The sequence below is a fragment of the Maribellus sediminis genome, from assembly GCF_011799805.1.
Classification (GTDB): Bacteria; Bacteroidota; Bacteroidia; order Bacteroidales; family Prolixibacteraceae; genus Draconibacterium; species Draconibacterium sediminis_A.
In genome coordinates, this window is sequence record NZ_WXUB01000004.1 from 158,737 (window position 1) to 185,437 (window position 26,701).

The window sequence follows — 26,701 nt, forward strand, 5'->3', positions numbered from 1 at the left end:
TTTTACACCCGCAGATAAATTCCCTAAAAGTTGGTTTACACCCCCGTATTGGTGTTATAACCCAACTCTGTAATAAAGAAATAACCCAAAGTTTTGGGTTCCACATACGTTATGCTTTATTATAAAAACCACTACTAAACACTATGAATACAGTAGATATTAACAAAGAAATAGATACTATATGTAAACCGCATTCAATTAATTTTGAATATGGTTACCCAATTGAAAAATTAACCAATCGTGCATTTGAACTATTGACATATCAAATATTTAAAGAGATGTCTTCTGAATATGCCTTCTTTGACCAAATACAGTTAATGCAAGGAGTTTCGGAAAGAGGGCGAGATAGTATATTATATTTTAATAGTAAAGTTGTAGGCATAATTCAGAACAAGCATTCACAAAATATTTCGAAGAAATATTCCTTGAATGAATTGGGAATAGAAATTGTCAAGTTTGTTTTACACTATTTACAAGATAACACTTTAATCGAAAATACCAGTTCATTTAAATACTACTTCGTATGCAACACAGATGTTGATGAAAAAGCACAAACATTATTTCTTACAGCGTATGAATTTTTAAAGGCACATAAAAATATTTTAAGAAAATGGGTTAGTGCCAATTTAAAAAAATACAAAAAACTCACTTTAAAGAATGATGATAATCTCAATGCGAATGTATTAAAGGTCATTAGATCTATTGAGATTATAAAAGTAAATGGAGTGGATTTGAATAATTTAATAAAAAGAAATGAGAAAAATATTGTACCCTTATTCTTTGAGGTAAAGATAGTCTCAGACAACTCATATATAGAAATTATTCAAGATATTCTGACTAAACAAATTGAGCCAAAACTTGAGAAAATAATACAACTCCAACAAAATAAAAATCTTAAAAAGGAATCATATATCGTTGGAATAACTAGATACCTTCATTCTGCCGTAGAAAATTTCACTTTTGTTCGGACAATTATTTTTGGGAACAACCGTCAAAAATTAGATGACCTGTATGTTCCATTAACTCTAATTTCAAAAAAAGATCAAAGTCAGTATATTATTCCTTCTAACTTCAAGAAACTTCTTAAGGAAAATAAAAAAATACTTATTAGTAGTACGGCGGGGATGGGAAAATCAACCTTAGCAAAAAAGATCTTTTTGGAAATAATTAATTCAAAATATGGTTTTCCAATCTTTATTGAATTAAGAAGGCTAACTGACAGAATTACTGTTGTCCGTGAGATATTAAATAGATTAAAACCACTTTATGGGAACATTGAACCCAAGGGATTATTCTCCATGATAGAGCAAGGTGATTTTATTTTTATTTTTGATGGTTTTGATGAAATTGAAGATCGCCATAAATCGGATGTAATCCATAAACTAAATGATTTTATATCTAAATCGAGGGATAATAATTTTATTATCACGTCAAGACCAGAAACTGCATTAAACTCATTTGCAAATTTCCAAGAGTTCTCAATACAAGATTTAAATGAGGATGAGGCTTTTCAGGTTTTAAGGAATTATGGGAAGGATTTGGAATATGCAGAAGAATTAATAAACAGAATTCAAAATGATGATTTCCTGAGCATTAGTGAATTCCTTAAAAATCCATTATTAGTTAGTTTACTTTATAAAGCTTATGAGTTTAAAAGAAAAATACCAATTAAAAAGCATCTATTCTACACTCAGGTTTATTACGCTCTATATGAGAATCACGACTTAACCAAAGAGGGGTATGAAAGAAATAAGCGATCAAAACTTGACATAAACAAGTTTGAAACTGTTCTTAGATATATTGCATATAAAACAGCAATAGTTCGCAAACTTGAATATACTTATATTGAACTGGAAGAGCTACTACAGAAATCTCACAGTTATCTTGGATTTACTTTTTCAATCTCAGAATTCATAAAAGACTTAACAAGTTCCGTTCCCTTGTTTACTGCCGAAGGTAACTATTATAATTGGTCGCATAAATCATTACAAGACTATTTTGCCGCTAGATTTATTCAAATGGATTGTGCAGAAAAACAAAGTGATATATTGAACCGTATTTATAACTCGAGACACTGTGATCGGTTCGACAACATTTTAGATATCCTTTATGAAATTGACATAAAGACTTTTAGAAATACAATTATCTATTGGTTGTCCCAAGAATATCAACAGTTTATTAACGAAAACTACAATTCGTTTGGAAATGTTGAAGAGGATAAAGTTAATTCAAGAAGAACAATAATGTTTAAAAGAAGATTATATGTTCAACTTGAGGATTATGGGGATGAAATTCCAATTGTAAAACTTCGACATAAAGAAAAACCTCCTAATTATTTCTATTATGAAGGTATGTACAAAATAGTAATATCTCAAAAACAAATGGAAATACTAAGTTTTACTCACCCGCAACATTTTTTTCTTCAATTTCTGGCTAGAAAAAATCATAGATTAGTATTGAGAGGATACGACTACAATCGAGACATTCAACTAAATATAAAAGATTTCAGTATTGAATCTTTTGAAGTAACCGACTCAAAGGACCTATCTGTAAATAAAGACAAAATCATATTTGAAAATTTCACTAACTATTTATTAACAAAGTTTGGGCTTCGAATTAATCATGATTATTGTTTGTCTGAAAAGGAAAGAATTGAAGTAGAGGTAAAAATGAAAGAAGAAGATGACTTATTGCAATTTGAATAATAACAAAGCATAACAATGTGTCATATTGCATACCTGGGTGAGCCAAACCCAGGACGCCGGTTCCACGCAGTTTTTTCCTGCCTTACAGGACTGGAAACCTCCCGCAAACCGGTACGCAACATACACTAACCGTTGGCATTCATTATAAAAACCAAGAAACGACCATGATTGAAACTAATGTAAAAGAATCTTTTTTAGACCTATTCTATCATGATATTGAAGATTTAGAATTGGACAATAATAACAAGTTGAATGTATTTACATTGAAAATTAAAAACAATTCTTTTGCATATGATGAATTAACCGAATTGTTATCCAATCATATATATCATTTCGCTCTTTCACGAACTGAAGTTGAAAAATTGGAAAAAGCAAAAGAATATGGAACTTTAGTTAAAAAGGCAAAAGAAAAACTAAGAAGATATTCTTCTAATGAAGGAGAGTTAGGTGAAATTTTACTCTATTGTCTTTTAGAATCTCATTTGAATGCGCCTAAAATATTGACTAAATTAGAAATAAAAACAGCTGCAAATGACTACGTGAAAGGTGCAGATGGTGTTCATTTACTAAAACTCTCGGATAAAGACTATCAACTAATATTTGGAGAATCTAAACTAAACTCTGATTTGCAAAAAGGAATTTATGAAGCTTTTGGTTCGCTTTCCAATCTTATAACTGAGAATAAAATAGATTTCGAAATTGGATTGGTAAATAGCCAATTAGTTAAAGAAACATCCAATGAAGAATTATATAATTTCTTGAAAAAGGTAATTATTCCTAGTGCCCGAGAATCTAAAATAAATACTGACTATTCTTTTGGTATTTTTTTAGGTTTTGACGTCGAAATTACCAAAGAGGAATCAAAAAAATCAAATTCAGATTTTAGGACTTATATTAGAAAGAAAATAACTAAAAAGGTTACAGAACTTACCAAATCAGTCAACTTTCAAATTAACAAATCAGAGTTCAACGGCTATGATTTTTATATTTATATAATTCCATTTTCTAATCTAAAAGAAATGCGAAAAGAAATTATTAAAGAACTTACATAGTCTTATTATGAAAATAATCAATAGACTAACTGATGACATATTAAGAAGTGATTACTTTAATCTCATTTTTAGAAAATGCTCTTTACTTTCAGCAGATTTCAATCTGAAGAATAAAAAATCAAACTCTGCTTTAACTCATAAAGAATTTATTGATGCATTGAGATTTTCAGATATTTTATCTAATTCCACTCAATCCGAAGCTCGAAATAAATCATATCAAATAATAACTAATCTAAATAGTTTATACTTTGAGAATGAGATTTATAAAACTGTAGCAATTGCAGTTTATTCTAAACTTGGTAATTTCCCAGCAATAAATTATTTAGTTAATTATAACCACAATAACGCGACGTTACCAATTATCAGAGCAATTGAAGTTGATGCAAAAAAATTGATTCAGAAAGTACCTGACTCAGAAGACTTTGTGTTTACAGACTCTCAATTTGAACTTTACACCCAGCTGAGTAATACACTTGAATATAGTTTCTCGGGTCCAACCTCAATGGGTAAATCCTTTATTATAAAGGCATTCATTAAGAAAGTAATGAAAAATAGTCCTCCTGAGAATCTGGTTATTATTGTCCCAACAAGAGCTTTAATAAATCAATTCGCAATAGACTTAAAAAAAGAAGTTCGAGAATTATCAGAGCAATATAAATATAGAATTTTAACAAATTCGAATGTAAGTGATTTTTCGGAAGATGAGCCACATAACTATATTCTCATTCTAACACCTGAAAGATTAATAAGCTATTTATCTCAAGAAACTAATCCCTCAATTGGATTTGTTTTTGTGGATGAAGCGCACAAATTAACCAATGAAAAAGATTCACGTAGTGTTACAACTTATACAGCAATTGAAAAAACAATAAAAAAATATGGAAACATTAAGTTATATTTTTCTTCTCCAAATGTTTCCAATCCAGAAGTATTTCTAAAACTGTTTGATAGAAACAAAAAAAATAGAACATTCAAAACTAATGAGTCGCCGGTTTCCCAGAATTTATTCTTTATCGACTTGATAAATGAAGAAATTGAATTAATTCAAGGAAACCACAATATTAAAATAGAAAGTCATAAATTATTTAAAAAGGCAAAATCGACAACAGAACTAATACATTTCTTAGGAAAAGAAAAGAATAACCTAATTTACTGCAATAGCAAAAGCAAAACTATCACTGATGCAAATGATTTTTCAAAAACAATTGAAAAAATTGAGTTGTCAAAAACTTTAAAAAAGTCAATTAAACAAATACAAGATTATATTCATCCTCAATATTATTTAGCGAGCTTATTAAAGCACAAAGTTGCATTCCATTATGGGAAATTACCCCAATTAATTAGAAATCTTATAGAAGATTTATATAAAAATGAAGAAATTCAAAATGTATTCTGTACGTCAACTTTACTTGAAGGCGTAAATATGCCAACTCAAAATATTTTTATTTTAAATAACAAAAATGGACTTAAAAAGCTTATGCCTATTGACTTTTGGAATTTATCAGGTAGAGCTGGTCGTTTATCTAGAGAATTGTTTGGAAATATATTTTGTATTCAACACGAAGAATGTATTTGGGACAATAAAGAAATACTTAATAAATCTGAAATTAAACTAACACCGACCGTATTAACAAAAATAGATAGAAACCTTCAAAAAATAGAGAAACTATTAAATGGTCAAGATATTACAGGCACTCAAGAAGAAAAAGATATTCTGAAATATATTGCGAATATTATTTGTGTTGATACACTTGAATTACAATCAAATTATAAAAGTCCTTTGATTGAGAAACTAATTGAGAAAAAGAAAGATAAAATTATTGAGCTTGCGAAAAGTAAAGTTAAAGATTATACTATACCTGCAAATATTTTGAATTCTAATCAATCAATTAACCTCAGAACGCAAAATAATGTATTTTTAAAATTAACCAAATTCCATAAGCAAGGTGCTAAAATAGCATTGCCAAATAGTTCAAAAATTGACTATAAAACTTGCCTTGAAGTTTTAAAATTTATGCATGAACTATATGATTGGAAAAATGCTGAGAAGAAACTACAAAATGAAAATAGTCTTAAGTATTATGCTTTGATAATGAATCAATGGATTAATGGAATTAGTTTGAGTCAAATCATAAAGCAATCAATTGATTACCACGAAGACAACGGAATTCAGATTCAAGTAGATTATAACGATTTTGCAATATTTAAAAAAGGAAATAAAAGACACATTAACATTGTAATTGAAAATATTATTGAAAATATCGAGTATGTTTTACGATTTCTATTTGAAAAATACTTTAACCACTACTACCAAGTTGTTTCAAGTATTTTAGGAGAAGATAATGCAGGAGAAAATTGGGCATCACTTCTTGAATATGGAACTCAGAATAGAATTGCAATTGCCTTGCAAAACATTGGTCTATCCAGACACACCGCATTAAAAATTTATACCAAATGTAAACATGCGCTAATTATAGAGGATAGTAAACTAAAAAGCATTGACAAAGGTTTAATTTTATCATACTTCAGCAGTGGAACACTCGAATTTGATGAAATAAATAGAATACTTTAATAAATAACGAAATGCCAACAAAGTGTAAATTTCAGAGCGGGGTTGGTGGTTTTCGAGCCGCAGATTCTCGCATGAACGTCACGTCCTAACGGACGCTGACGCTCTTCGATCCCGATGGTTCGGGACGCAACGACAACTTACAAGTGACCGCTAATCCGTAAAAATTAAATAAAAAAAAGTGCAGGAAGAAAGTCTAATAGGCAGACTTCAATCTTGCACTTCATTTCAGATCATATTCCAGTTCAGTCAAACTGAAAAAATAATCATTTCTAAAATCTCTTATTCAGCAGCAGCAAAAACAACATTGTAAGTTTTTACCACACCTTGATAATCAAATTTCACAACAGCAGTTCCGTCTGCTGACCCGGCCTGTGTAACATCTACTTTAACACTGCGGTCATCTGACGATGCAGATACTTTTGGCACTTCTGTTACGCCGGCAGGAACTGTATATGTAGCCTGATAAATATCGTAACCAGTAATTCCATTAGCATTGGTAGAACGTACAGGATGCTCAGGCATTTCAATTGCTTCTCCGTTTACAGTAATTGAAACTGAAGGAGGAACCGGACGTACAATCTGTTTTGTATCAGAACTGAAACCAAGTCCGATGATATCGCAAATATCTTCCGAATCAGTACCTTCAACAACAAGGTATATTGCATGCTTTTCTCCTAAATCGTCAACCATATCAGCAACGTCAAGTGTATAATGAGTTACTTCCTGTGCAGCATTTGCAGGTACACTTATTTCACCCAGTTTAGTTCCGTTCCAGGTATCATTATCCCACGGCCCGTCCATCCAAACGTTCACTTTAAATGCACTTTCGGTTTTTGGTGTAACATATACATTAAAAACTGTATTATTACCCGGTTTTGTTCCTTCAAAAGGTTTCAAGCCTTTTTTAGCTTCGTCGAGGCCACCAAAACCAAAATATTTGAATCCGGCGATGTCTCCATTTCTCACATTTGCCAATGGCATATTATTGTCCCAAATATCCCATGTATCCTGCATAGTTCTTCCATTTGAAATGTAACATGCATAACCGGCCGAGTAATATTGATAAGGATCTAAGCCATAAATATGGAAACCTTCAGAGGTTACTTCAGCTCCGGTATAATGATTTCCCTGGCTATCTTTTGCTTCCCAAATATTATCATCAGCATATGGATCATAGCCTCGTATTACCACTTTTCCGCCATCAGCTACAGGAGTTTCGTCCCAATCAACTTTAACCGGTGCAACCATTGGCTGACGTGCAAAGCCAAACCCTCTTGGAGGTCTGTGGTAGAACACATAATACTGATCGTTGATCAACTGGATGCTGCCATGTGTATTATGACCGTAATTTCTCGTTTCAAGTTTTGTTCCATCTTCATTAAGAACAACCCCGCGCGAGTCAACAAGAACACCACCACTTTTCCATGGACCAAGAGGCGAATCGCTATAGGCATAACGTAAAGCAGAGTTTGTTCTGCCCAGTCCGTATTCAGGCCCTGAGAATCCACTGTATACCCAGACATATTTATTTCCGACTTTACGAATCGAAGCAGCTTCAAAGAAGGCGAACGATGCTAAATCCTGATCAGGATAAATATTTGCTTGAAAACGGTGAATCGGCTCAGTTCCCGGTTTTAATGAATACATGGTATTCTGATCCAACTCGCCAGCTGATGAAGTCTGGAATCCCCAGTATCCATAGGCTCTAAACCCTTTTGCATAATCAGGATCACTCTCGTCGGTAATGTAATCAATAAGTACACCCGGATCAAATCCCATTGTACTTCCCGGTAATGTCCGGGTTCCGTCTTCCGTGATGTTAATAGGAGTAAACGGCCCAACAGGACTATCACCTACTGCAACCATTGCTTCCCTGCCTCGTCCACGACTATGCGGATACAAATAGTATATTTTATTTCCGTCTTTATCTTCTATCTCCACTAAGTCTGGAGCATACATCACATCCCACTGGTCGTTAATCGGGTAAGTGAAAATGGAACCTTCGTCACGCCAGCTTGTCAAATCTTCGACGGGTGCTGACCAGGCCCTGATGTCAGGTCCGCAATAACTGTTTACTCTTACATCGTGAGAACCAATAATATACGCACGGTATTTCCCGGGATTATCCGGATCTTCAAACACACGAGGTTCTCCGTCGGGAAGATGTTCCCATAACGGCAAGTACGGATTACCGGCTCCACGATGTACGTACTTTCCGGTCTGCGGATCGACCTGCCACTGACTTTCATCTCCGTTTGGAGAACAACTTAGTACAAGAAAAATACTGGCGATCAGTATAATCATGTTTGAACGTTTTAAGATAATTAGAACTTTTTTCATGTTTGATTCTTCTAGGTGTTTTAATTCAAAATTCAAGCAAGCCGGAGTATAAAACTTCAGGTATAACCGGACATAATTGATCTGTAGTTGTAAAGTTCACAGAAAATCAAATATATAAAATTAAACATGTTAAGTGTCGGACGAACAATTAAAATTCAAATTATGGTAACAAAACAAATCATTAGCTTATCGGTTTTCGGGTATATACTTCTAAAACGCTTGCACAACTTAATCAACCGCGGTTTGACAGGAAAACACCAAGTCACCTGATACCAATCATACAATTTACCGACAACAATCCGTGCCTGACTATCTTTTTAAAACCTTCCCTCAATTTGAGTTCCGTATTTAAGGCAGCGCCCCTTATCATCCATGCTCTTTACAATAGCCGGGTAGCCCTCGCGTTTAATAAGTAACTGTCAACTGTCCGCAGGAGGGGCAGCGGGCAGTAGCGGAGCATTCCCAAAATTCAATATATTGCAGTTCAGACGATAGTTAACAAAACCGATTTAGCATATGGAATACTCAGGTTCATGTTTGTGCAAAGGAGTGAAGTTTAAGATTAGTGGCGAGTTTGAAAGTTTCTATTTATGCCATTGCAGGTATTGCCGGAAAGATACAGGATCGGCACACGCTGCCAATTTATTTTCGTCCACAGCGAAGCTTGAATGGATAAAGAGAGAAACTGAAATCAGATCTTTTCAGCCTCACAAAAGCAAACATGTAAAAGCATTTTGCACGCATTGTGGCTCGGCATTACCCAACCTGCAAATGGACGGAAAACTGTTAGTGGTACCGGCGGGATCGCTGGATACAAAATTGAAGCTTCGACCCGATGCACATATCTTTATCGCAAATAAAGCGGAATGGGATGAGTCGCTGGAACAAATACATAAATTTGAACGTCTTCCGGAATAGTAGAGATAAGAATTTTAGAACAAAAAATGCTGGAAATATCAACGGACAAAACACGACTGGATATTGAATTAATACATAATTATTTATCCAACGAATCATACTGGGCCAAAGGACGTACGATGGAAACCGTGCGCCGGTCGATCGAACATTCACTTTGCTTTGGTGTGTACACCGATAATCAGCAAATCGGTTTTGCAAGGGTGATTAGCGATTATGCCATTTTTGCCTGGATACTCGATGTTTTTATTTTGGAAAAGCACAGGGGGAAAGGTTACAGTAAACTGCTGATGAAAGCCATCATGACACACGAACAACTTCAAAATCTTCAACGCTGGGGACTCGGAACCGATGATGCCCACGGGCTTTATGCGCAATTCGGATTCACAGCCCTGAGCAAACCGCAAAATATGATGGAGATAAAACGCTAATGTCTGTGTTTTCATCAGTTTTTACTCGGTGACGGCCGAAGCCGCAAATTGGTGTGGCCGACTCACATGTAATTGAATGCTGTCGGCTTTTTTGTATATTGCCCGTCGAAAAGCGTGCAAACAAAGCCAAACGCTTCATGCATAAACAGCATTACTAATGATGCATCACCCGAATTTACCGTAGAATTATGACAAAAAAACAAAGAATACTTATTACAAGAATCGTCTTACTTGTTGGAACCGCAATTTCAATGTTTTTCGTTCCATGGATTCTGGTAAGGATTTTAATAACACCGCTGCCCGATACCGTTCAGGAACAGGTGGATAAGAGTATTAAATACGGATTGGATGGTATAATAGTGTATGTTGATGAGGCCGGCAGGGAACCCGGGTTTTACGCCGCCGGATGGAAAAACAGGGAGAACAAAATACCGGCGGATCCGCATTCTCTGTTCAAAATTGCCAGTATCAGTAAATTGTACGATGCGGTTGCCATTACCAAACTGGTACATCAGGGGCGTTTGTCGCTCGATAAAACGCTGGCCGATTATTTTCCGGAACTGGTGGGGAGAATTCAATATGCTGATGAAATCACTTTGCGAATGCTTGTACAGCACCGGAGCGGGATACCCAATTTAACTGATACGCCCAACTTTTGGATCGATCCTCCGGCGAGTAGCAAGGAAGCGCTTGAACGGGTACTTGATTTACCCGCCGACTTTATCCCGGGTAAAAAGCACCGGTATTCAAACACCAATTATTTGTTGATTTCCCTGCTCATTGAAAAAGTAACCGGCGATGACAAATTCCAATACATTAAAGATGAAATACTGGATCCTCTCGGACTTAAAAATACTTTCGGTTCGATGAACGACGAAAATATCGACGATGTGATGAGTGGATATTATGTGGGTGTTGAAGAGGATATAAAAGCCGGAGATTACGGCACAAAACTCACATCGATGATTGCAACGGCAGAAGATGTTGGGATATTTTTACGGGCATTAAACGATGGTTCTGTGTTTGAAGACGACGAGCAGGAAATCTATTCCTCGATATATGTTTACGAACACACCGGTTTGATGCCAGGCTACCAAAGTATTGCCAGGTATCACAAAGACATCGACGCCGTGGTGGTTATGTTTGTAAATACCACTGATTTTGAAGGTTACACCTGGAACATTGGAACCACTGTTTACAATCGCGTTGTCAGAATTCTGAGAAGACAGGAAAGATCATAAAAATTGCGTAAGAATTGGCTTATATTGGGCGGCTGATTTATCAACCTGATAAAAGATGATGTATTACCGCAACCTGAGAAATGTACTTGTATTGGCTGTTTTGATCGTAATTTCAGCCTGCAGTCGCAATGCCGACCAACCCGAACGACCCAACATTATTCTAATTTATGCCGACGACCTGGGAATCGGCTTGCTGGGATCGGAAGGACAGCAGATCATAAAAACGCCACATATCGACAGGCTGGCCGGCAACGGAATTAGTTTTGAAAATGCCTATTCGTGCATGCTTTGTGCGCCGGCACGGGCTTCATTGCTCACCGGTCGTCACGATTGTCATGCCGACGGCCACGAAATTACCGACGCCGGTATCTACAAAAAAATAAGTACAGGCGAGTACACACCCGGGCAGGTGGAGGAAATGATCAACAATACGCTTTCACCTATTCCCGATAACATCGATTTTATGGCCGATATTGCCCGGAAAGCCGGATACCGAACGGCAGAATACGGCAAACTGGAGTGGGGCTTTGCAGCCTCCGATAAACAGATGAAAGCCCACGGCTGGGATCAGTATTTTGGCTACCTCGACCATGTGCGGGCACACGGATTTTACCCGCCGTTTTTGTTTAGCAAAGGCAAACTCGTAGAAATTGAAGGCAATACGCGAGCCGACTGCGGCAAATCGGGCGAGCCGGAAACCCCGGAAGTTTTCGAAGATCGCTGGAACATGGAAGGTAAAGCGAAATATTCGCAGGAGCTTTTTATGGATAGCGTGCTGAATTTTATTTCGGCCAATCAGAATAGTCCGTTTTTCCTGTATTTTCCAACGCAGTTGCCACACGGACCGGTTGCCATTCCTGCTGTTCATCCCGATTTTGAAAATGACGACCGGCTAACACAAATTGAAAAGGAATATGCTTCGATGGTAAAAATGCTGGATGATAACGTGGGACAGATCATCGACGAACTGAAGCGTTTGCAACTGTTGGAGAACACGGTGGTGATTTTTACTTCGGATAACGGACATGAGATTTATTATGCTCAAAAGGGGAGGGTGCAAAAGCCTTATACCAACATGCAAACCGGCGAGCGCTTTAACGACCTCGATTCGAAATATTACAGCGATCTGGCAGGCGATGTTTTCGACGGTAACGGCGGCCGTGCCGGAATGAAGCGCAGTAACCTGCAGGGTGGAATTTCGGTGCCGCTCATCATTCAGTGGCCCGAAAAAATCAAGCCCGGCAGAACCAGCGATTTGCTCACTGCCAACTACGATCTTTTGCCAACCATAGCCGATCTGACGGGCTACAAGGGAGATCTTGCTACCGACGGATTATCGTTTTACAAGGAATTACTGGAACAGGAGAATGCGGAACATGACTACCTGGTTTATTCGTCGTTTATTGGACCAACACTGATCACCAACGACGGCTGGAAGATCAGGACCTACCTTTCGAAGGATATTTTCGAATTGTATTATCTGCCCGATGATTTTCGGGAGGAAAACAACCTGGCCGCGGAATATCCGGAGAAATTGGAGGAACTTAAAAAAGAACTGATAGCAGCCTGCGACGGCGATCTTAACAACGGATTGTTTTCTTCAGGGAAAAGTCAGATCAGGATAAAAACCGGGCACTGAAAATGCAAAAGTCGCAACAAAATTTTCAGTTCAAACCCAAGGCAGATCTGCCGGCTTCACACATACCGGCAATAAAAAGTTCGCTTATTTTTATAAATTTGGAGAACATAATAATAATGTTCCCAAATTCAAGGAATGAAAGAACAGCCATACATTTATAAAACCGATTACCTGCATACGGTCAGGACCTGGGTAATAAGGGCTTTTTTATTTTTAATTTTTGCAACTGTACTCCGGAATTTACCTTTTGAAACGGCAGATTATTGGATCCGAAATCTATTGACGGTTGTGTTGTTGATCCTGTTTATCGTGGTACCCAGACAGGATATGGGGATTGATAAGGATCGTATTTATTTTTTCGATGCATCTCTCGTTCCTTTTTTGTCGAAAGTTAAAAGTTACAAATTGTCAGATATCGAATCGATCAGAGTTGCCGGTGTTCACAACAAAACTACCGAGATTTTGGACGGAATGGCTCCCGGAAACTCAGGAGGTATATTTAATTATCTTGAAATCAATTTCAGGGATGATACTTGTGAAAGCTATCGGTTGAATGTATACAAAAAAGACCTCAATAAAATTGTTCAGATAGCGCGTGAAAGGAACGATTCTTTTTCCCATCAGCCGTAATACCGAATTCACCGTCAGTTGATGCAACTAAAAGATGGAGAAGACTGACATAACTCGATAAAAACCATTATGAATTTTACAAACATGAACCAGGAAAAACTAACACCGAAGGAATACTTCAGGTCCTTGCAAATTGTACATCTTGCCTTAATGGCGGGTATTGTTTCTTTTATCGTGATTGCCATTGTACTTCAAAATATGGGTTTTGAATCCGATGGGGAAGACATGCTTCCTGCCCTAATCTATGTTGTTCCTGTATTTATGATAGGAGGAATTCTGGCCAGTAATTATGTTTTTAAATTCAGACTTAAAACATGTATCAGTCAATCCGGGCTTAAACAAAAACTGGAGGAATATCGGTCAGCACTAATTATAAAGTTCGCTCTTGTAGAAGGCCCTTCATTCTTTGCTATTATAGCATACCTGTTAACGGCCAATTTAGTATTTGTAGGAATAACTGTGTTGTTGCTGGCAGTTCTGTTATCCTACCGACCAACACCGGCTAAATCAATCATCGATCTGGAACTGGATTACGACGAACGAGAAATACTGGAAGAAACGGATGCAGAGATCAGGTAATAGGATCTTTGCTCAACGATTAAAAGTACGAATGTCCTTCACTTTAAACTGCCGCATAGCTTCGCCTTCCTCGAGTGTGTAGGTAATTTGCCGAACACCTCCAGTAGGATTGGCATTTGAATCGCCCTCTTTATAAATAGGAAAGCGCTGCACCAGGTAATTTTCCACCACCCGGAATTCATCGTGGCCCATGTAACCTTCGCTAAGTGCCGGATCCTGATTAATTGGTGGCAGGTAGGCCTGGCTTAACGATTTGCGGTTATTGACTGAAAAAGCCAGCACCGATCCGTAACTGCCGCTGCCAAACGATTGAATGTAGACCAGCAATTCAGGTGAACCGTCGGCATTCAGGTCTTCAATTTCGGCATCTGTAACATAGCCATCCACGGTATAAGTTTCCACCCGGTTTGATTTTTCCAGGCCAAAAGGCGAAACGCTTACAGCCGTTTGCGGACCTTTGCGTACCGAGGTCACATAAAATCCGATTCCCTGCAGCTGCAACACTTTGCTAAATACGGTGGAATCGACCTGCTCCGGATCAAGCGGTTCATCTATCTTAATATAATTACCTGCTATTGTTGCTCCGCCCGAACAAAAGAAATACAGCACTTTTTCATCTTCGGCAGCAATCGAAAGCGTGTCGTTTGTAAATGCAAAATGCACTTTCGTATCGTTCTCCACGGTATAATAAGTAGTTGTAGATTCGGGATAAATGCGGGCATCCCAGGTACAGGTCGGTTTTTTACGGTCGGCCCGCGAGCGCACCTGAACAAGTAGTTGGTCATCCGCAGCATTGCTCACTTTTATACCCACCCAGTCGTAACCTTTATCGCGTTGGAAATAGTCGGCGTTTACATAGTTTCCAACAAGCGTGTTTGTCTTCTGCTGTCCTGAAGCCAGCATTTCATCGCCTTTCATCCACATAAATTCAGGGCCTTTCGACCAGAAAACATAAGCTTCATCGTTGCTGTATTTAGCTCCGCTGGCCGCTTCGGTTTGATTTAAACGATGGCTTTTTCCTGTATTCAGATCATTCACTTCAAGTTGATCGTTGCCCAATGGTTTTACACTCAATTTGTACATTCCATCAGTTGAAACATAAAGTTTTGCTTCTACTGAGGAGCCTTCTGTTGGTGCTGTTTTTGCTTTTTCCTTTCCGGAATTCGTGCACGAGGTCAGCGTAAAAAGGAGAAGTGAAATCCAAAGCCAGGTTTTCATGTTGTTTTATTTAATGCATTTTTATTTGTTCTGTTTCGCCTTTTAAGATCAGCTCAACACTGGCCGATGCATCATCTCCGGCGTTGGTGAAACCACAATCAAATGTAAGGGTTTGTTTTCCTTTCTGCACCGCTGTTTCTGAGTCTTGCAGCGGTATACTGCGAATTTCGTTCCAGTTTTTATCGTATACCACCGCGGTTTTGCCGTCTGTAATTTTTATGCTCTGGTCTTTCTTCAATACAAGCGGAAATTCCAGGTTTTTGTAATTATTGATTTCAATTTTGATGTTCGAAATGTCTGCGTTTTTAGCACTTATAATCACACCCATCGACTGTGCCTCACCGGCATTTTCAAAATTGAAGGTAGAGTACAGCGGCTCTCCGGGTTGGCGCGTCTTGTTTTCGTGTTTGAATTTGTGTGAATATACCTGTGTCAGTTCAAGTGTGTTGTCATCAGCTTTTTTTAATCTGAATTCGGTGGAGATATCGCGCATTTTTTCTTTCTGGCGCTCTATAAAAACACCGGCCAGACGGGCTGTTTCCCAACTATTGAGGATGGCAAATATCTCGTCAGAATTTCCATTTTCTTTTATCGATGTCATGTCGCTTACAAAGGCAAAACCTGCGTCGTATCCTGCTGAACGGGCCATCAGCCATTCAATGTCTTCAAGGGTGGTTGAAGAGGTCATTCTGAACCAGCCCAGCATTCCGGGCATCAGGTTGCGTTTGTAAAATGCCTGGTTGCGCAGCCGGTATTCAGTCTGGCTTTCACGAAATCCGGCATACCAGGGTTCGCCCCAGTTCATGCGCGAATAAATGTGCCACAGGTAATGAGCCGTCCTGCTCGATCCCACCAGGAAATGGCTTTTCAGGTCGTCGCTCAGGTGATTGTACCACTGCGAAACCATCAGCGCTTCGCCATATTTTCCCATACCGGTGGAAGACGTGCCTTCCACGCCGTCGAAATCGAGCATTCGCACTCCGGTGTAGTTCATAAAGTCGGCGATGTTTTCTGCTATTTCCCTGTCCAGATCTGCATTTCCGAGGAAGACTTTATAAGCATGATCGGCCAGCATGCCAACAGTTTCGCCTGCTTCATGCGGTGCTGCTGAAGTTCCGAAAGCACCACGCTGGCAGTCGAGCAGTTTCCAGGGCGCTGATTCGCTGACGGCGCCATAACGAATGATCTCATCTTCGATGACCACGCTGCGCAGGTTGTTGTTGTCAAACTGGTTAAAGAATTCGGGCGAATCAATTTCAATTTCTATGTCGTCCGCACCAATTTCTTTTGTAATGACTGAATTGCCCACTTTGGCGAGCCGCTCGTCAGGAACCGGGGTAACATATTCGTCGTTGGTGTTTATAAAGTTGCTGAGCGTGTGTGTGCCAATATGAATGCCCGCTTCTTCGGCTTTCTCCACACAGGCTTTCATGCCGTCAAGTCCGTTCGGAAATTTCGCTTTAATCAGCGGAAAGTGCCCCCACGAAGCAAAGGGGTGACTGTGATAGAGGTAATTTAAACCCGACATTAGTGTGTATTTCAGACATTCGTCGATGTTCTGTTCATCAAAATCCATAATGAGGTAGGATGAATTAATAACAGGCGATTTTTTTACCCACTGTCCGTCAATGGTCGGGTGGGGAAGTCCTTCTGCCAGTTCCACCTCACCGATGGTATTGAGTGTTTCATCAGTTGGACATCCAAATAGTGCTATTTTAGAACCTGTCAATCCACCGTCGTCGTAGGCAGGTGCGAGGTATTTTTTATGTCCCCAGTTTTCAATAATCCGGTCGTGATCGCGGTTGCGAACGTAAGCCTGTAATGAACTGCCATTGTGTACGGGTTTGGCCGCTTCCACTGAGTAAAGCGTATAAGGCGTGCCTTCTTCCTTGGTCATATTGTTTACATCCGACTGACTGAAAATATCCATCTGAGGCAGGAAGTCGTCATCTTTCCAGGGATAGCCACCGATTGTTTTGGCATTCAGTGATTGCAGGCCAACAGTAAATTTTTCGCCCTGCGCAATTCCCACTACTTCGCCGATGCTCTTGTTCAGCCTGGTATAATAAGGCCCCCAAATGGCCGCATCGATTCCTTCCTGGCTTGAAACTGATTTTATGTCGAAACTGATGTGATTCTTTCTTGGTAACACGTTCACTTCAATCTGTACTCCGTTTTCGTAGTCTAAGGTCAAGCTTTCGTCTTCTTCAGAGAAGGCTGCTTTTACAGGATGTAGAATAGAAGAATCAACTTTAAGCGAAAGGAGGTAAGATTCCTGTTCCGGTAACAGCACGTCCTGCAGATTGATCTCATCGAACCAGGAAACGATCTGTCCTTTCGTATTCACGAGGATGCTCCAATTTTCTGTTTCGTATTTTTGTCCGGTTTCTGGCTTGCAGGCACTAAAAAATACAGTAATGACTATCAGAATTATATGAAGAGGACTCGGGAGCTTTTTTTCAGAGTTTATCAAGTTCATAGTGAAGTGTTTATTAAGTTGTTAGTTGTTTTCTTTAACATTGAGAATACCCCGTAAACGGATGTCGTTTGATGAGGCGCCGATCATAATTCTGAAATCGCCGGGTTCAACCACACGCTCCATTTGCTCGTTTAACATCGTGAGCATTTCAGGTGTGATGTCGAAACTTACGGTTTGGCTTTCGCCTATTTTCAGGTGAATGCGGTTGAAACCTTTGAGTTCCATCACCGGCCGTGCTACCGAAGCAAATAAGTCGCGGATGTAGAGTTGCACCACTTCGTCGCCATCGTAGTTTCCGGTATTTGTGAGTTTGAAACTCACCGTTGCGGTTTCGTTCGGTGCTATTTGCGTTGTACTGAATGAAAACTCACTGTATTCAAATGTGGTATAACTCAATCCGTAGCCAAAAGGGAACAGCGGTTTTCCGGTCAGGTTGTGGTAATCGTCGCCTCGTCCGGTTGGTTTGTGGTTGTAGTACAACGGCAATTGCGATTCGTGCACAGGGAAAGTAATGGGCAAACGTCCGGCCGGATTATAGTTGCCAAACAGCACATCGGCCACCGCATTTCCACCATCGTCGCCGGGATACCACACATCCAGTATTGCAGGAACTTTATCGATCCAATTCTGCATAGTAATCGCACTTCCGCCCACCAGAATTACTACAACAGGTTTTCCGGTGGCAGCAATCTTTTGGATCATCTCTTCCTGTTTTCCGGGAAGCGAAAGGTAGGCACGGTCGTTAAACTCGCCCTCGTCGATTCCGGCAACAACAATTGCTATGTCGCTTTTACGCGCCACTGACACTGCTTCCTGAATTTTCCGGTCGCTGTCATCCTTAACTCCGACATTCCAGATCAGGTTAAAACGGGCATTGCCAATGGTTTCGTAGAATTCAATTCGAATATCGTATGTCTTGTCTTTTCTGAAATTGTATGCAACCGTTTTACGTTGGTAAGTTTGTTTGCGCCAGTTATCGAGCACCAGTTTGTCATCGATATAAATGCGATAGCCGTCATCCCCTTCAACACCAATTTCGAAAGTTCCTGTTTCAGGGGCTGCCAGTTTACCGGTCCAGCGAATGGAATAGCAGTCGTAATCAATTTTATCCGGATCGGGTGAAAAAAGTGTCCAGCCAAATTTCATTCGTTTGTCGATACGGGTAATTACAGGTTCTCCTTCCAGTTCCGAATTGCTGAAATATTCGCCTTTAAGTCCGTTCTCTTTGTCGTCATCGGTAAGCAGATTCTTTGCAGGAATAGTAACAAATTCTATAGTTTCTCTTCCGCAACCCGGGGCAAAATTTACCATGCCCTGTGCTTTGTTTCTGATACCATCAAGAATGCTTGTGGGATTGTTTCCGGGGCCGGAATAACCTCCAAGCCGTGCTTCATCGGCATCCACGCCAATAACTGCTATCGAAGAAATACCTGGATCGATCGGAAGTGTTTCATTTTCGTTTTTTAATAGTACTACAGACTTCAGAGCTGCCTGCTTAGCAATTTCGCGGTGTTCTTTCGAACTGTTTCCTTTTTCAGCTTCTGTAACATCAACATAGGGATTTTCAAACAGCCCCAGTTTAAATTTGGCACGCAGCACCCGGCGAACGGCTTCATCGATAGCAGCTTCATCTATCATTCCTTTTTCAAAGGCTTCCCAGAAAAGCGGATAGTGATCGTAAGAGGTCTGAAAAATTACATCCAGACCATTTTCGATGGCCTGTTCGGTAGATTCGGCGTAATTGTGTGCGGTAAAATGCAGCACATTAGCGCCTCCGGTAGCTCCTGCATCCGAGATCACAAAACCCTGAAATCCCCACTCATCTTTTAGTTTCTTATTCAGTAAAAAGTCATTTGCGGTGCATGGTCTTCCGTCAAGTGAATTATAGGATGTCATCACCGACCATGCGTTGGCTTCCTGAAAAGCCGCTTTGAAGGCCGGGTAATAGATCTCTTCAAGCAAGCGTTCGTTGAAATGAATCGGGTAGCTGTCGCGGCCACCGTCGCCGACATTCGCAATAAAATGCTTGGGTGTGGTGATCACGCCTTTTTTTTCGAATTGTGACATAAATGCCACACCTAAACGCGAAGTCAGGTAAGGATCTTCGCCATAGGTTTCTTCAACGCGGCCCCAGCGAACGTCGCGTGCAATATTTACAACCGGCGAAAGAATTTGCCGGATACCGCGCGATTTTACCTCCACAGCAATGGCATTCGCTACCGAGCTTACCATGGCTGTATCCCAGGTAGCTGCCAGCGCAATTGACTGCGGAAAAGCTGTTGCTTGCGGTCGCACCAGGCCGTGCAGTGCTTCATCGAAAGCAATGATCGGAATCCCTAAACGGGTTTCTTCAACAAAATATTTTTGAATGTTGTTAATAAGCTCTGCAGTTTCAGTGCCTGCACCACCACCCGAATAATCGAGCAATTGTTCGGCTGAGTTACCTGATTTTCCCTTGGTAGCCACCTGGAAACCAAAAATACCGTTTTTGTAACGCTCTTTGCCATCGGAGAGATCGCCGGGGATCATAAACAATTGCCAGAATTTTTCCTCGAGCGTCATTCTCGACAACAGGTCTTCCACGCGTTCCTCGGTTGGCAGAGCCGGATTTTTGTATTTTATCTCATCCTTTTTGTTGCATGCAGCCAGTGCCAGCAACGAAAATACAAGTAATAAGTAGGGATGGTATTTTAACATAGGACCTTACTTTGAAAATAGTTTAAAAACTTTCTTCAAAGATAGAATAAAATTAAGAAGCATGTGGAGATCAAGGCCTTCAATGTGTCTGTCAAACGGAATGTTTGTCAGTCAATAAAAATCAGTTGAGAAATGCATCAACCGGTTGTTCCCATAGCATTTGAAATGGCGTTAACCGAAATCAGCAATTCGTTCAAAGTCCTTTCTTTTTCAGCCTCCGATTCAAAATCGGTGTTGCGCCACAAACTTAGGTTCCCTACCTGGTTTTTGTGCAGCACATCAAGTGCTTCGGCACGTAAAGCAGTGGAGTAGAAGTGGTTTTTTCTTCGTATCTGTAACGGACGTCCCAGCAGCTCCTGCATGTATTCGCGGCTTTTGTGCAACTCGCTCAGAATCTTTGGCAAAATGGAATTTCTAACTTCTTCGTTTTTTACCAGCGAAGCGTACAAGGTCATGATTTCCTCGTCGGTACTGGCAAGGCTGGTATCGATATTGGTAAGAACGTAACGTACGAAATGACTTTCACGAAGCAGTTCTTTTAGGGCCAGGTATTTATCGGGATGCTCGTTTTTGAGCTTCTCCAGTGTTGAACCCACTCCGTACCAGCTGGTAATGTGAAAACGCGACTGTCCCCAGCTGAATACCCACGGAATAGCGCGCAGATCTTCAAAGGTTTGCTGACCCGTGCGTCGCGAAGGGCGTGAGCCGATCTTGCTTTGTTCGATCACATCGATCGGTGTTGCCTGACGGAAGAATTCGAGGAAATGTTGGTTGCGAAGCAGTTTCACATAAAATTTCTTGCTTTCGGCACCCATGAATTCCACAATCTCGGCGGCTTTGGTATTGCCTTCAGGATGCTGCCGGTGCAACAACGTATTCAGCGTACTTCCCGAAAGCATCAGTTCGAGGTTGTAGGCAGCATTTATTTTGTTCGCATATTTCTTTTCGATCGTCTCGCCCTGTTCGGTCATTTTTATTTTTCCTGAAAGTGTTCCGTTTGGCAGACTGCGCAGGAACCAGTGAATAGGTCCCGCCCCGCGGCTGATCGAACCTCCTTTGCCGTGGAAAAACTTTAGATCGATATCGAACTTATTGGCAACCTCGGTCAGCTCTTTCTGCGCTTTATACAGGTACCAGGTACTTGCCAGAATTCCGCCGTCTTTGTTGCTGTCGCTGTAACCGATCATCACTTCCTGTATCTTTCGCTTTCTTCCTTTTTGCCGGCGCTGGAATTCCAGGCTTTGCTGAACTTCGGGATACGAAAAATATTCCTCCATGATCTTCGGACTGGCAATCAGATCATCGATGGTTTCGAATAAGGGAACAACGGGCAGTTTGAGTATCAGACGGTCTTCAAACTCGGTAAGTCCGGCTTCTCGGGCAAGTACATAAACCGTAAGCAGATCATCCACATTCCGGGTCATGCTGATGATGAGCGAACCGAGTGCATAACCTGAATATTTTTTGTAATGATTCTGAAGCACCGCAAAACAATCGAGCACACTTTGAGCTTCAGTTGGCAGGTCGCTCCAGCTTCTGATAAATGGCCGGTTAGACCCCAGTTCCTGCCGGATGATCTGCGACCTTTTTTCTTCGAAGTTGCTTCCGAATGTGTTCGATTCCTGAAGTATCTGGTTCAGTGCTTTTTCGTAGTAGGCACTGTTTTGACGCACGTCGAGTTCGGCCAGGTGGAAGCCAAAGGTTTTTACAATTTGTACGGTATGAAATAGTGAATTGTATACCAGTGAATCTTTTCCAAGCTCCGTAAGCCCTTCTTTCAGGATGTCAAGATCGCGAAGCAGTTGTCGTGAATTACTGTAACTTTCCGGTGTGTCCAGCAGTTCGAAAGACTGTTCGCGCCCGATTTTTACAGGTAATTTCGAAATCAGCAATAAAACAAAAAGCTTGAAAGCCTCGCGACGGTTACCGGCTACCAACGGTTTAAGTTCGTCGGCATTTTCGGCGATCAGTTCTTTTAAACGTTCGGAGATTACAGCCGGAAGTTGGTTGATCCTGAAATAAAAACTCATGTCTTCGGCCAGGATACTCAGTTCATTCTTTATGATGAGAAAAGCATTCAATCTTAGTTTATGCAGGGTGTGGCGGGTAACATCGGCTGTCACAAAAGGGTGCCCGTCGCGGTCGCCACCAATCCAGGTACCAAAACGCAACTGCGGATAACTGTTCGATTCCACCAGTTTTTTTGCATCGAATCCGGCATGTTGCCACGCCTGCACGAGCCTGCGGTTGTTGATGGTCACGATCTCGGGAAAAACATTGGTAAAATAGTGGATCACATTTTCCAGCTCCGTTTCCACGTTGGGTTTTTCCATGTAAAATTCATCGATGTTCCAGATCGCATTGATCAGACGTTTGATCTCTTCGCGGTTTTCTTCCAGTTCGTAGGAATTGTACATCGAATTTTCGCGTTTTACCAGCAGTAGGTATAATTCGCGGTATTTTTTCAGCACTACCGGACGTTTGGCCTCGGTAGGGTGGGCTGTCAACACCGGTTGTACTTCTATTTCGGAAAGAATATCTAGGATCTGTTCTTCCGGGATGTTATTTTCTTTTAAAATCTTAAGGCTGTTCGCCCACAGACCGTTAATGGAAGCCAGCGATTTTTCTTCCTCGGTTTTTCTTCTGTTTTGAACGGCCCCGTTGGTTTCAACCAGGTTGAGCAACTGAAACGAAATGGAGAACAAATGGAAATGTTTTCGGGTGAAACGGATCGATTCAAAACTGCAATCTTCGCAGATCCACGGCATGGTTTGCGCCAGTGCTGTTTCTCCGTTTTCTTCGAGTACTTCCCTGAAACAGTGCATTAAAAATTCCAGGTCGTGGTAAGGTTTTCCGAGTTCTTGTTTTATTATTTCGAGTTGATTCATCTGTTTTAATTAAAGGGTTTTCCCACAACACTAACAACCTAAATACGGAAGTGTTTATCAATTCGTTCAAATGCCAGTTTCGAACTGATAATGGCCATTGGCAATCCTGCGCCGGGAGCTGTGGAAGCTCCCACATAAAATACGTTCTTGTATTTTTCATCGACGTTTCGTGGTCGCATGTGTCCAATCTGGTTCATATTGTGCGAAAGTCCAAGTCCGCTTCCACGGTGCAGGTTAAAACGGTCGCGCCATTCAATCGGTGTATAAATGGTTTGTGTAACGATATCCCTTTTAATGTCCACCCCGATTCTTTCCGAAAAATCGCTGATAATGCTGTTTACAATTTCTGCTTTGTCGCTCCAGTCGGGCTTGTGATAAAGATTAGGCACCGGGCAAACAAAGAACAAACTTTCGCAACCTTCAGGGGCGCATTCCGTGTTGTTTTTCGACAGCACATTTACGTAATAATAGGGTTTTTCGAGTGTATCGGGATTTTGCATGATGTTGTTGGCATAGGCTTCGTAATTGCCACCCAGGTAGTAATTGTGATGATCGACCATCGGCAATTTACGTTTTATACCTACGTAAAAAGTAAGGTAGCCCATGGTCCAGCTCATCTTGTCCAGTTTCTTTTCAGAATAAGCTTTGCGTTTAAAAATATTACCACGGAACCAGGCCGCATCCGAATTGATGAGGTAGCTGTCTGATTGCCATTTTTTGCCGTTCTGATCAATCAGGGCAGTGAGTTTACCGTTTTCTTCTTCAAAGCCCGTAATTTCGGTGTTGTAATGTATTTTAATGTTTTCGAGCTCAAGTTCTTTAACCAGACCTTCCACAATTTTGTACATGCCGCCTTTTACGTTGTAGTAACCGTCGTGTTTGAATTCGGTGTACGAAAGCAGGCTGTAAATGGCCATGGTATCGAAAGGTGTCCGGCCCAGAAAAAAGGCCACCAGCGAAATGATCTGCACGGCTTCTTTCGACGAAAAGTAACTATTAACATGTTGATAGAAACTTTTAAATAGCACGGGCAGGTGCACGGGATTTACCCGCATCAGTGTGATGATGTAATGCAGCAGCGAGTTAAAATTCTGCTTGATCACCAGGTCGACCGTATCGTTGAAAAGTGCACCCGCTTTTTTCTGGTATTTCTCAAATTTTTCCAAAAAATCAGGTTCGATCTCAGCAAACTGTTCGGCCAGCATTTGGGCATCCTTATGCAGGTGAAACGTTTTTGGATTGTCTTTAAAATTTACCGAATACAATGGATTCAGTTCAAAATAATCAAACGGAAGCTTGATGTTGCAATCCCTGGCAAATTCTTCAAACTCATACGACATACTGAAGAAGCTTGGCCCGGTATCGAAGGTAAAACCGTCTTTTTTGATTTGGTTCAGCCGTCCACCGGCCTGCTCGTTCTTCTCGATCATTTCAACCGAATAACCTTTTTTTGCCAAACGAAGGGCTGTGGCCAACCCGCCAAGTCCTGCACCTACAACCAATACTTTTTTATTCATCGTTTTTTTTCTTGATTAATCCCGGCAACAATTCGTCCTTCACCCATTTAAAATCGGGTTCTGCGGCCAGGGCCTGCATATAATAACTTTCTGCTTCTTCCCATTTTCCCAATTCTTGGTACGACTGCGCAATCAACACCAGTAAACTCAGATAGTTCCAGTCGTTTTCCACCGATCTACCATTTTGAGTCATCAATTGCATCGCTTTCCCAAATTTTTCGATGGCCTCGGTTTTCGATCCGCCAAAAACCGGCGGCATGTAAAATTGCGCATTGCCTTGCTGAACGTAGCCCATTGGATTGGTCGGATCGGCTTCGATTGCCAGTTCAGCCTGCTTTACACTTTTGGGACCAAGTATCGGAGCTTTTATTGGTGATAAGCCAATTTTAAAACCGTAAAAAGCCGATTTGTAAGCATGGATCTCCGATGGTTCGTATCCTTCGTCCTCCAGAGTTTCCAGGTTTTGTTCTGCCTTTTCGAGGTAATTGCGCGCCTCCTGGTCTTTTTCAATGCCCAAACAATAGCCAATGTATCCGTACTGGTAGTTCACCAGTTCGGCAAGCCGTTCATTATCTCTGGTTTTGTGACTTTCCATTTCATCAATAACAGCTTTCCAATCCTGCATCCGGTTGTGAATGTAAGCCAGGTAGATCCGTGTTTTTTCAGTTGCTGTTAGTAGCAGCGGAAATACCACTAAAACCAATACTATTATACTTGTCTTCCTTTCCATTCAAATTTACTTTGCATTTGCGAACGTATTGCTATGAAAATCACATAGCCCAACACCCACTGCTGAAAGAATCCCAACACGAGGTTTTTAAAAATGTTTTGTCGGCTGGCAACTGAAATGAATACCCGTGTGAAGAGCAAAATCAGCACATAAATTACGAAAATATCGAGTGGAAGTAGGAACCAAACGAACAGGAATCCGAGGGTGCTGACCGCCCAAAACAGAAGGGTAATAATAGTGGAGTTGCCAAAAAACATGATCACACTTCTCGATAGGCCCTGTACTGCATTATCGAAGCCGCTGTACATTCTGCAACGAATCTCGTTCGTACCTGTCAGGCAGGCGATTCTTATGTCAGCTTTTTTGAACGACCGGGCAATACTTATGTCTTCAACCCGAATTAAACGGTGCTTCTCGTGCGGCTGTTGTTGTTTGTAGGTTTGGGCATCGAAAAGCATGAACTGACCATTCGCAGCCGAAAGCGACGCAAACCCTGAGAGACGCACTAAAATGAGCGGTAATAACGACAACAGAATGAAATTCATGGAAGGAACTACCAGCCATTCTCCCCATGTTTTCATTAGCTGTCGCGGGAAAATTGTCAGTAATCCAAGCCTGTGTTTGCGGACCATACTTACCGTTTGGTGAATGATCTCTCCACTGATCCTGACATCGGCATCCAGAAAAAGGTAATATTCTCCCTTTGCTTTCTCTGCCAGCCTGTGGCAGGCATGATTTTTCCCCAGCCAGCCGTCAGGAAGTCCTTCAGCGTTGATCAACTTTATTCGTTTGTCTTCAGCTACAAATTTTTGAACAATCGCTGCGGTCTGGTCTTCCGATTGGTCGTTATAGACCAGCACTTCGATATTTTTGTACGACTGCGTCTGTATATCTTTTAATAAGCGAGTTATATTTTGTTCCTCGTTTCGTGCCGGGATCAGGATCGAAACCAAAGGCTGAAAATCGGCATCGGGCTGTGGCAGAGGCTGGCGAAATAGCAGGTTGGCCAGTGCCACCAGCAGTTGCATTACTGCAAATCCGAATACAAACCAGGCAACGATCGACATA

General features: G+C 40.6%; 17 protein-coding genes. 9 read left to right on the forward strand and 8 right to left on the reverse strand.

Features of this window, described 5'->3' with window-relative positions:
• Positions 1 to 143 precede the first annotated feature (143 nt).
• The 3 genes from HFD85_RS15700 (at position 144) to HFD85_RS15710 (ending at position 6,329) form a co-directional block, all read left to right on the forward strand.
• Positions 144 to 2,705: an NACHT domain-containing protein gene (locus tag HFD85_RS15700; RefSeq protein WP_167611946.1), complete on the forward strand. Its 2,562-nt coding sequence runs from the start codon at positions 144 to 146 to the stop codon at positions 2,703 to 2,705.
• A gap of 164 nt (positions 2,706 to 2,869) precedes the next feature.
• Positions 2,870 to 3,757, forward strand: coding sequence for a HamA C-terminal domain-containing protein (locus HFD85_RS15705; protein ID WP_167611949.1), 888 nt, complete (start codon positions 2,870 to 2,872; stop codon positions 3,755 to 3,757).
• Positions 3,758 to 3,764: 7 nt separating this feature from the next.
• Entirely contained in the window at positions 3,765 to 6,329 is a 2,565-nt protein-coding gene (locus tag HFD85_RS15710; protein ID WP_167611952.1) for a DEAD/DEAH box helicase, read from the forward strand.
• Between the two features lie 279 nt (positions 6,330 to 6,608).
• Here the strand turns inward: HFD85_RS15710 and HFD85_RS15715 are convergent, their stop codons facing one another.
• Positions 6,609 to 8,633, reverse strand: a complete 2,025-nt coding sequence (locus tag HFD85_RS15715) for a hypothetical protein (RefSeq protein WP_240925060.1) — start codon at positions 8,631 to 8,633, stop codon at positions 6,609 to 6,611.
• Positions 8,634 to 9,185: 552 nt separating this feature from the next.
• Between HFD85_RS15715 and HFD85_RS15720 the strand changes: the two genes are divergently transcribed.
• The 6 genes from HFD85_RS15720 to HFD85_RS15745 all read left to right on the forward strand — a co-directional run bounded on the left by HFD85_RS15720 (position 9,186) and on the right by HFD85_RS15745 (position 14,104).
• The gene (locus HFD85_RS15720) at positions 9,186 to 9,587 is read left to right on the forward strand and encodes a GFA family protein (protein WP_167611959.1); all 402 of its coding nucleotides are present in this window, start codon (positions 9,186 to 9,188) and stop codon (positions 9,585 to 9,587) included.
• A 26-nt stretch (positions 9,588 to 9,613) separates the two neighbouring features.
• On the forward strand, positions 9,614 to 10,015 hold the full coding sequence (locus HFD85_RS15725) for a GNAT family N-acetyltransferase (RefSeq protein WP_167611962.1): 402 nt from the start codon (positions 9,614 to 9,616) through the stop codon (positions 10,013 to 10,015).
• 188 nt (positions 10,016 to 10,203) lie between these two features.
• Positions 10,204 to 11,256 (forward strand): serine hydrolase domain-containing protein, encoded by a 1,053-nt coding sequence (locus HFD85_RS15730; RefSeq protein ID WP_167611965.1) that lies wholly within the window; start codon positions 10,204 to 10,206, stop codon positions 11,254 to 11,256.
• A gap of 55 nt (positions 11,257 to 11,311) precedes the next feature.
• Entirely contained in the window at positions 11,312 to 12,895 is a 1,584-nt protein-coding gene (locus tag HFD85_RS15735; protein ID WP_206081994.1) for a sulfatase-like hydrolase/transferase, read from the forward strand.
• A 135-nt stretch (positions 12,896 to 13,030) separates the two neighbouring features.
• Complete coding sequence (locus HFD85_RS15740; RefSeq protein WP_167611968.1) at positions 13,031 to 13,525, forward strand: hypothetical protein; 495 nt, start codon at positions 13,031 to 13,033, stop codon at positions 13,523 to 13,525.
• A gap of 69 nt (positions 13,526 to 13,594) precedes the next feature.
• Positions 13,595 to 14,104: a hypothetical protein gene (locus tag HFD85_RS15745; RefSeq protein ID WP_167611971.1), complete on the forward strand. Its 510-nt coding sequence runs from the start codon at positions 13,595 to 13,597 to the stop codon at positions 14,102 to 14,104.
• Between the two features lie 12 nt (positions 14,105 to 14,116).
• Here the strand turns inward: HFD85_RS15745 and HFD85_RS15750 are convergent, their stop codons facing one another.
• The 7 genes from HFD85_RS15750 to HFD85_RS15780 form a co-directional block, all read right to left on the reverse strand.
• The gene (locus HFD85_RS15750) at positions 14,117 to 15,322 is read right to left on the reverse strand and encodes a PliI family lysozyme inhibitor of I-type lysozyme (protein ID WP_167611974.1); all 1,206 of its coding nucleotides are present in this window, start codon (positions 15,320 to 15,322) and stop codon (positions 14,117 to 14,119) included.
• A gap of 10 nt (positions 15,323 to 15,332) precedes the next feature.
• Positions 15,333 to 17,801 (reverse strand): hypothetical protein, encoded by a 2,469-nt coding sequence (locus HFD85_RS15755; RefSeq protein WP_167611977.1) that lies wholly within the window; start codon positions 17,799 to 17,801, stop codon positions 15,333 to 15,335.
• A 21-nt stretch (positions 17,802 to 17,822) separates the two neighbouring features.
• Complete coding sequence (locus HFD85_RS15760) at positions 17,823 to 20,498, reverse strand: glycoside hydrolase family 3 C-terminal domain-containing protein (protein ID WP_167611980.1); 2,676 nt, start codon at positions 20,496 to 20,498, stop codon at positions 17,823 to 17,825.
• Between the two features lie 137 nt (positions 20,499 to 20,635).
• Positions 20,636 to 23,386 carry a phosphoenolpyruvate carboxylase gene (locus HFD85_RS15765; protein WP_167611983.1) on the reverse strand — a complete coding sequence of 917 codons (2,751 nt, stop codon included), beginning with the start codon at positions 23,384 to 23,386 and terminating at the stop codon, positions 20,636 to 20,638.
• Positions 23,387 to 23,424: 38 nt separating this feature from the next.
• Positions 23,425 to 24,903 (reverse strand): phytoene desaturase family protein, encoded by a 1,479-nt coding sequence (locus HFD85_RS15770; protein WP_167611986.1) that lies wholly within the window; start codon positions 24,901 to 24,903, stop codon positions 23,425 to 23,427.
• A complete protein-coding gene (locus tag HFD85_RS15775; RefSeq protein ID WP_167611989.1) occupies positions 24,896 to 25,633 on the reverse strand; it encodes a tetratricopeptide repeat protein in 738 nt (245 codons plus the stop codon). Before HFD85_RS15775 ends, HFD85_RS15770 begins: the two co-directional genes overlap by 8 nt.
• Entirely contained in the window at positions 25,612 to 26,700 is a 1,089-nt protein-coding gene (locus tag HFD85_RS15780) for a glycosyltransferase family 2 protein (protein ID WP_167611991.1), read from the reverse strand. The genes HFD85_RS15775 and HFD85_RS15780 overlap by 22 nt, the downstream gene beginning before the upstream one ends.
• Position 26,701 lies beyond the last annotated feature (1 nt).

Coding starts and splice junctions, on each gene's coding strand:
- HFD85_RS15700 (WP_167611946.1), top strand. CDS start 144: ATGAATACAGTAGATATTAACAAAGAAATAGATACTATATGTAAACCG.
- HFD85_RS15705 (WP_167611949.1), top strand. CDS start 2,870: ATGATTGAAACTAATGTAAAAGAATCTTTTTTAGACCTATTCTATCAT.
- HFD85_RS15710 (WP_167611952.1), top strand. CDS start 3,765: ATGAAAATAATCAATAGACTAACTGATGACATATTAAGAAGTGATTAC.
- HFD85_RS15715 (WP_240925060.1), bottom strand. CDS start 8,633: ATGATTATACTGATCGCCAGTATTTTTCTTGTACTAAGTTGTTCTCCA.
- HFD85_RS15720 (WP_167611959.1), top strand. CDS start 9,186: ATGGAATACTCAGGTTCATGTTTGTGCAAAGGAGTGAAGTTTAAGATT.
- HFD85_RS15725 (WP_167611962.1), top strand. CDS start 9,614: ATGCTGGAAATATCAACGGACAAAACACGACTGGATATTGAATTAATA.
- HFD85_RS15730 (WP_167611965.1), top strand. CDS start 10,204: ATGACAAAAAAACAAAGAATACTTATTACAAGAATCGTCTTACTTGTT.
- HFD85_RS15735 (WP_206081994.1), top strand. CDS start 11,312: ATGATGTATTACCGCAACCTGAGAAATGTACTTGTATTGGCTGTTTTG.
- HFD85_RS15740 (WP_167611968.1), top strand. CDS start 13,031: ATGAAAGAACAGCCATACATTTATAAAACCGATTACCTGCATACGGTC.
- HFD85_RS15745 (WP_167611971.1), top strand. CDS start 13,595: ATGAATTTTACAAACATGAACCAGGAAAAACTAACACCGAAGGAATAC.
- HFD85_RS15750 (WP_167611974.1), bottom strand. CDS start 15,322: ATGAAAACCTGGCTTTGGATTTCACTTCTCCTTTTTACGCTGACCTCG.
- HFD85_RS15755 (WP_167611977.1), bottom strand. CDS start 17,801: ATGAACTTGATAAACTCTGAAAAAAAGCTCCCGAGTCCTCTTCATATA.
- HFD85_RS15760 (WP_167611980.1), bottom strand. CDS start 20,498: ATGTTAAAATACCATCCCTACTTATTACTTGTATTTTCGTTGCTGGCA.
- HFD85_RS15765 (WP_167611983.1), bottom strand. CDS start 23,386: ATGAATCAACTCGAAATAATAAAACAAGAACTCGGAAAACCTTACCAC.
- HFD85_RS15770 (WP_167611986.1), bottom strand. CDS start 24,903: ATGAATAAAAAAGTATTGGTTGTAGGTGCAGGACTTGGCGGGTTGGCC.
- HFD85_RS15775 (WP_167611989.1), bottom strand. CDS start 25,633: ATGGAAAGGAAGACAAGTATAATAGTATTGGTTTTAGTGGTATTTCCG.
- HFD85_RS15780 (WP_167611991.1), bottom strand. CDS start 26,700: ATGTCGATCGTTGCCTGGTTTGTATTCGGATTTGCAGTAATGCAACTG.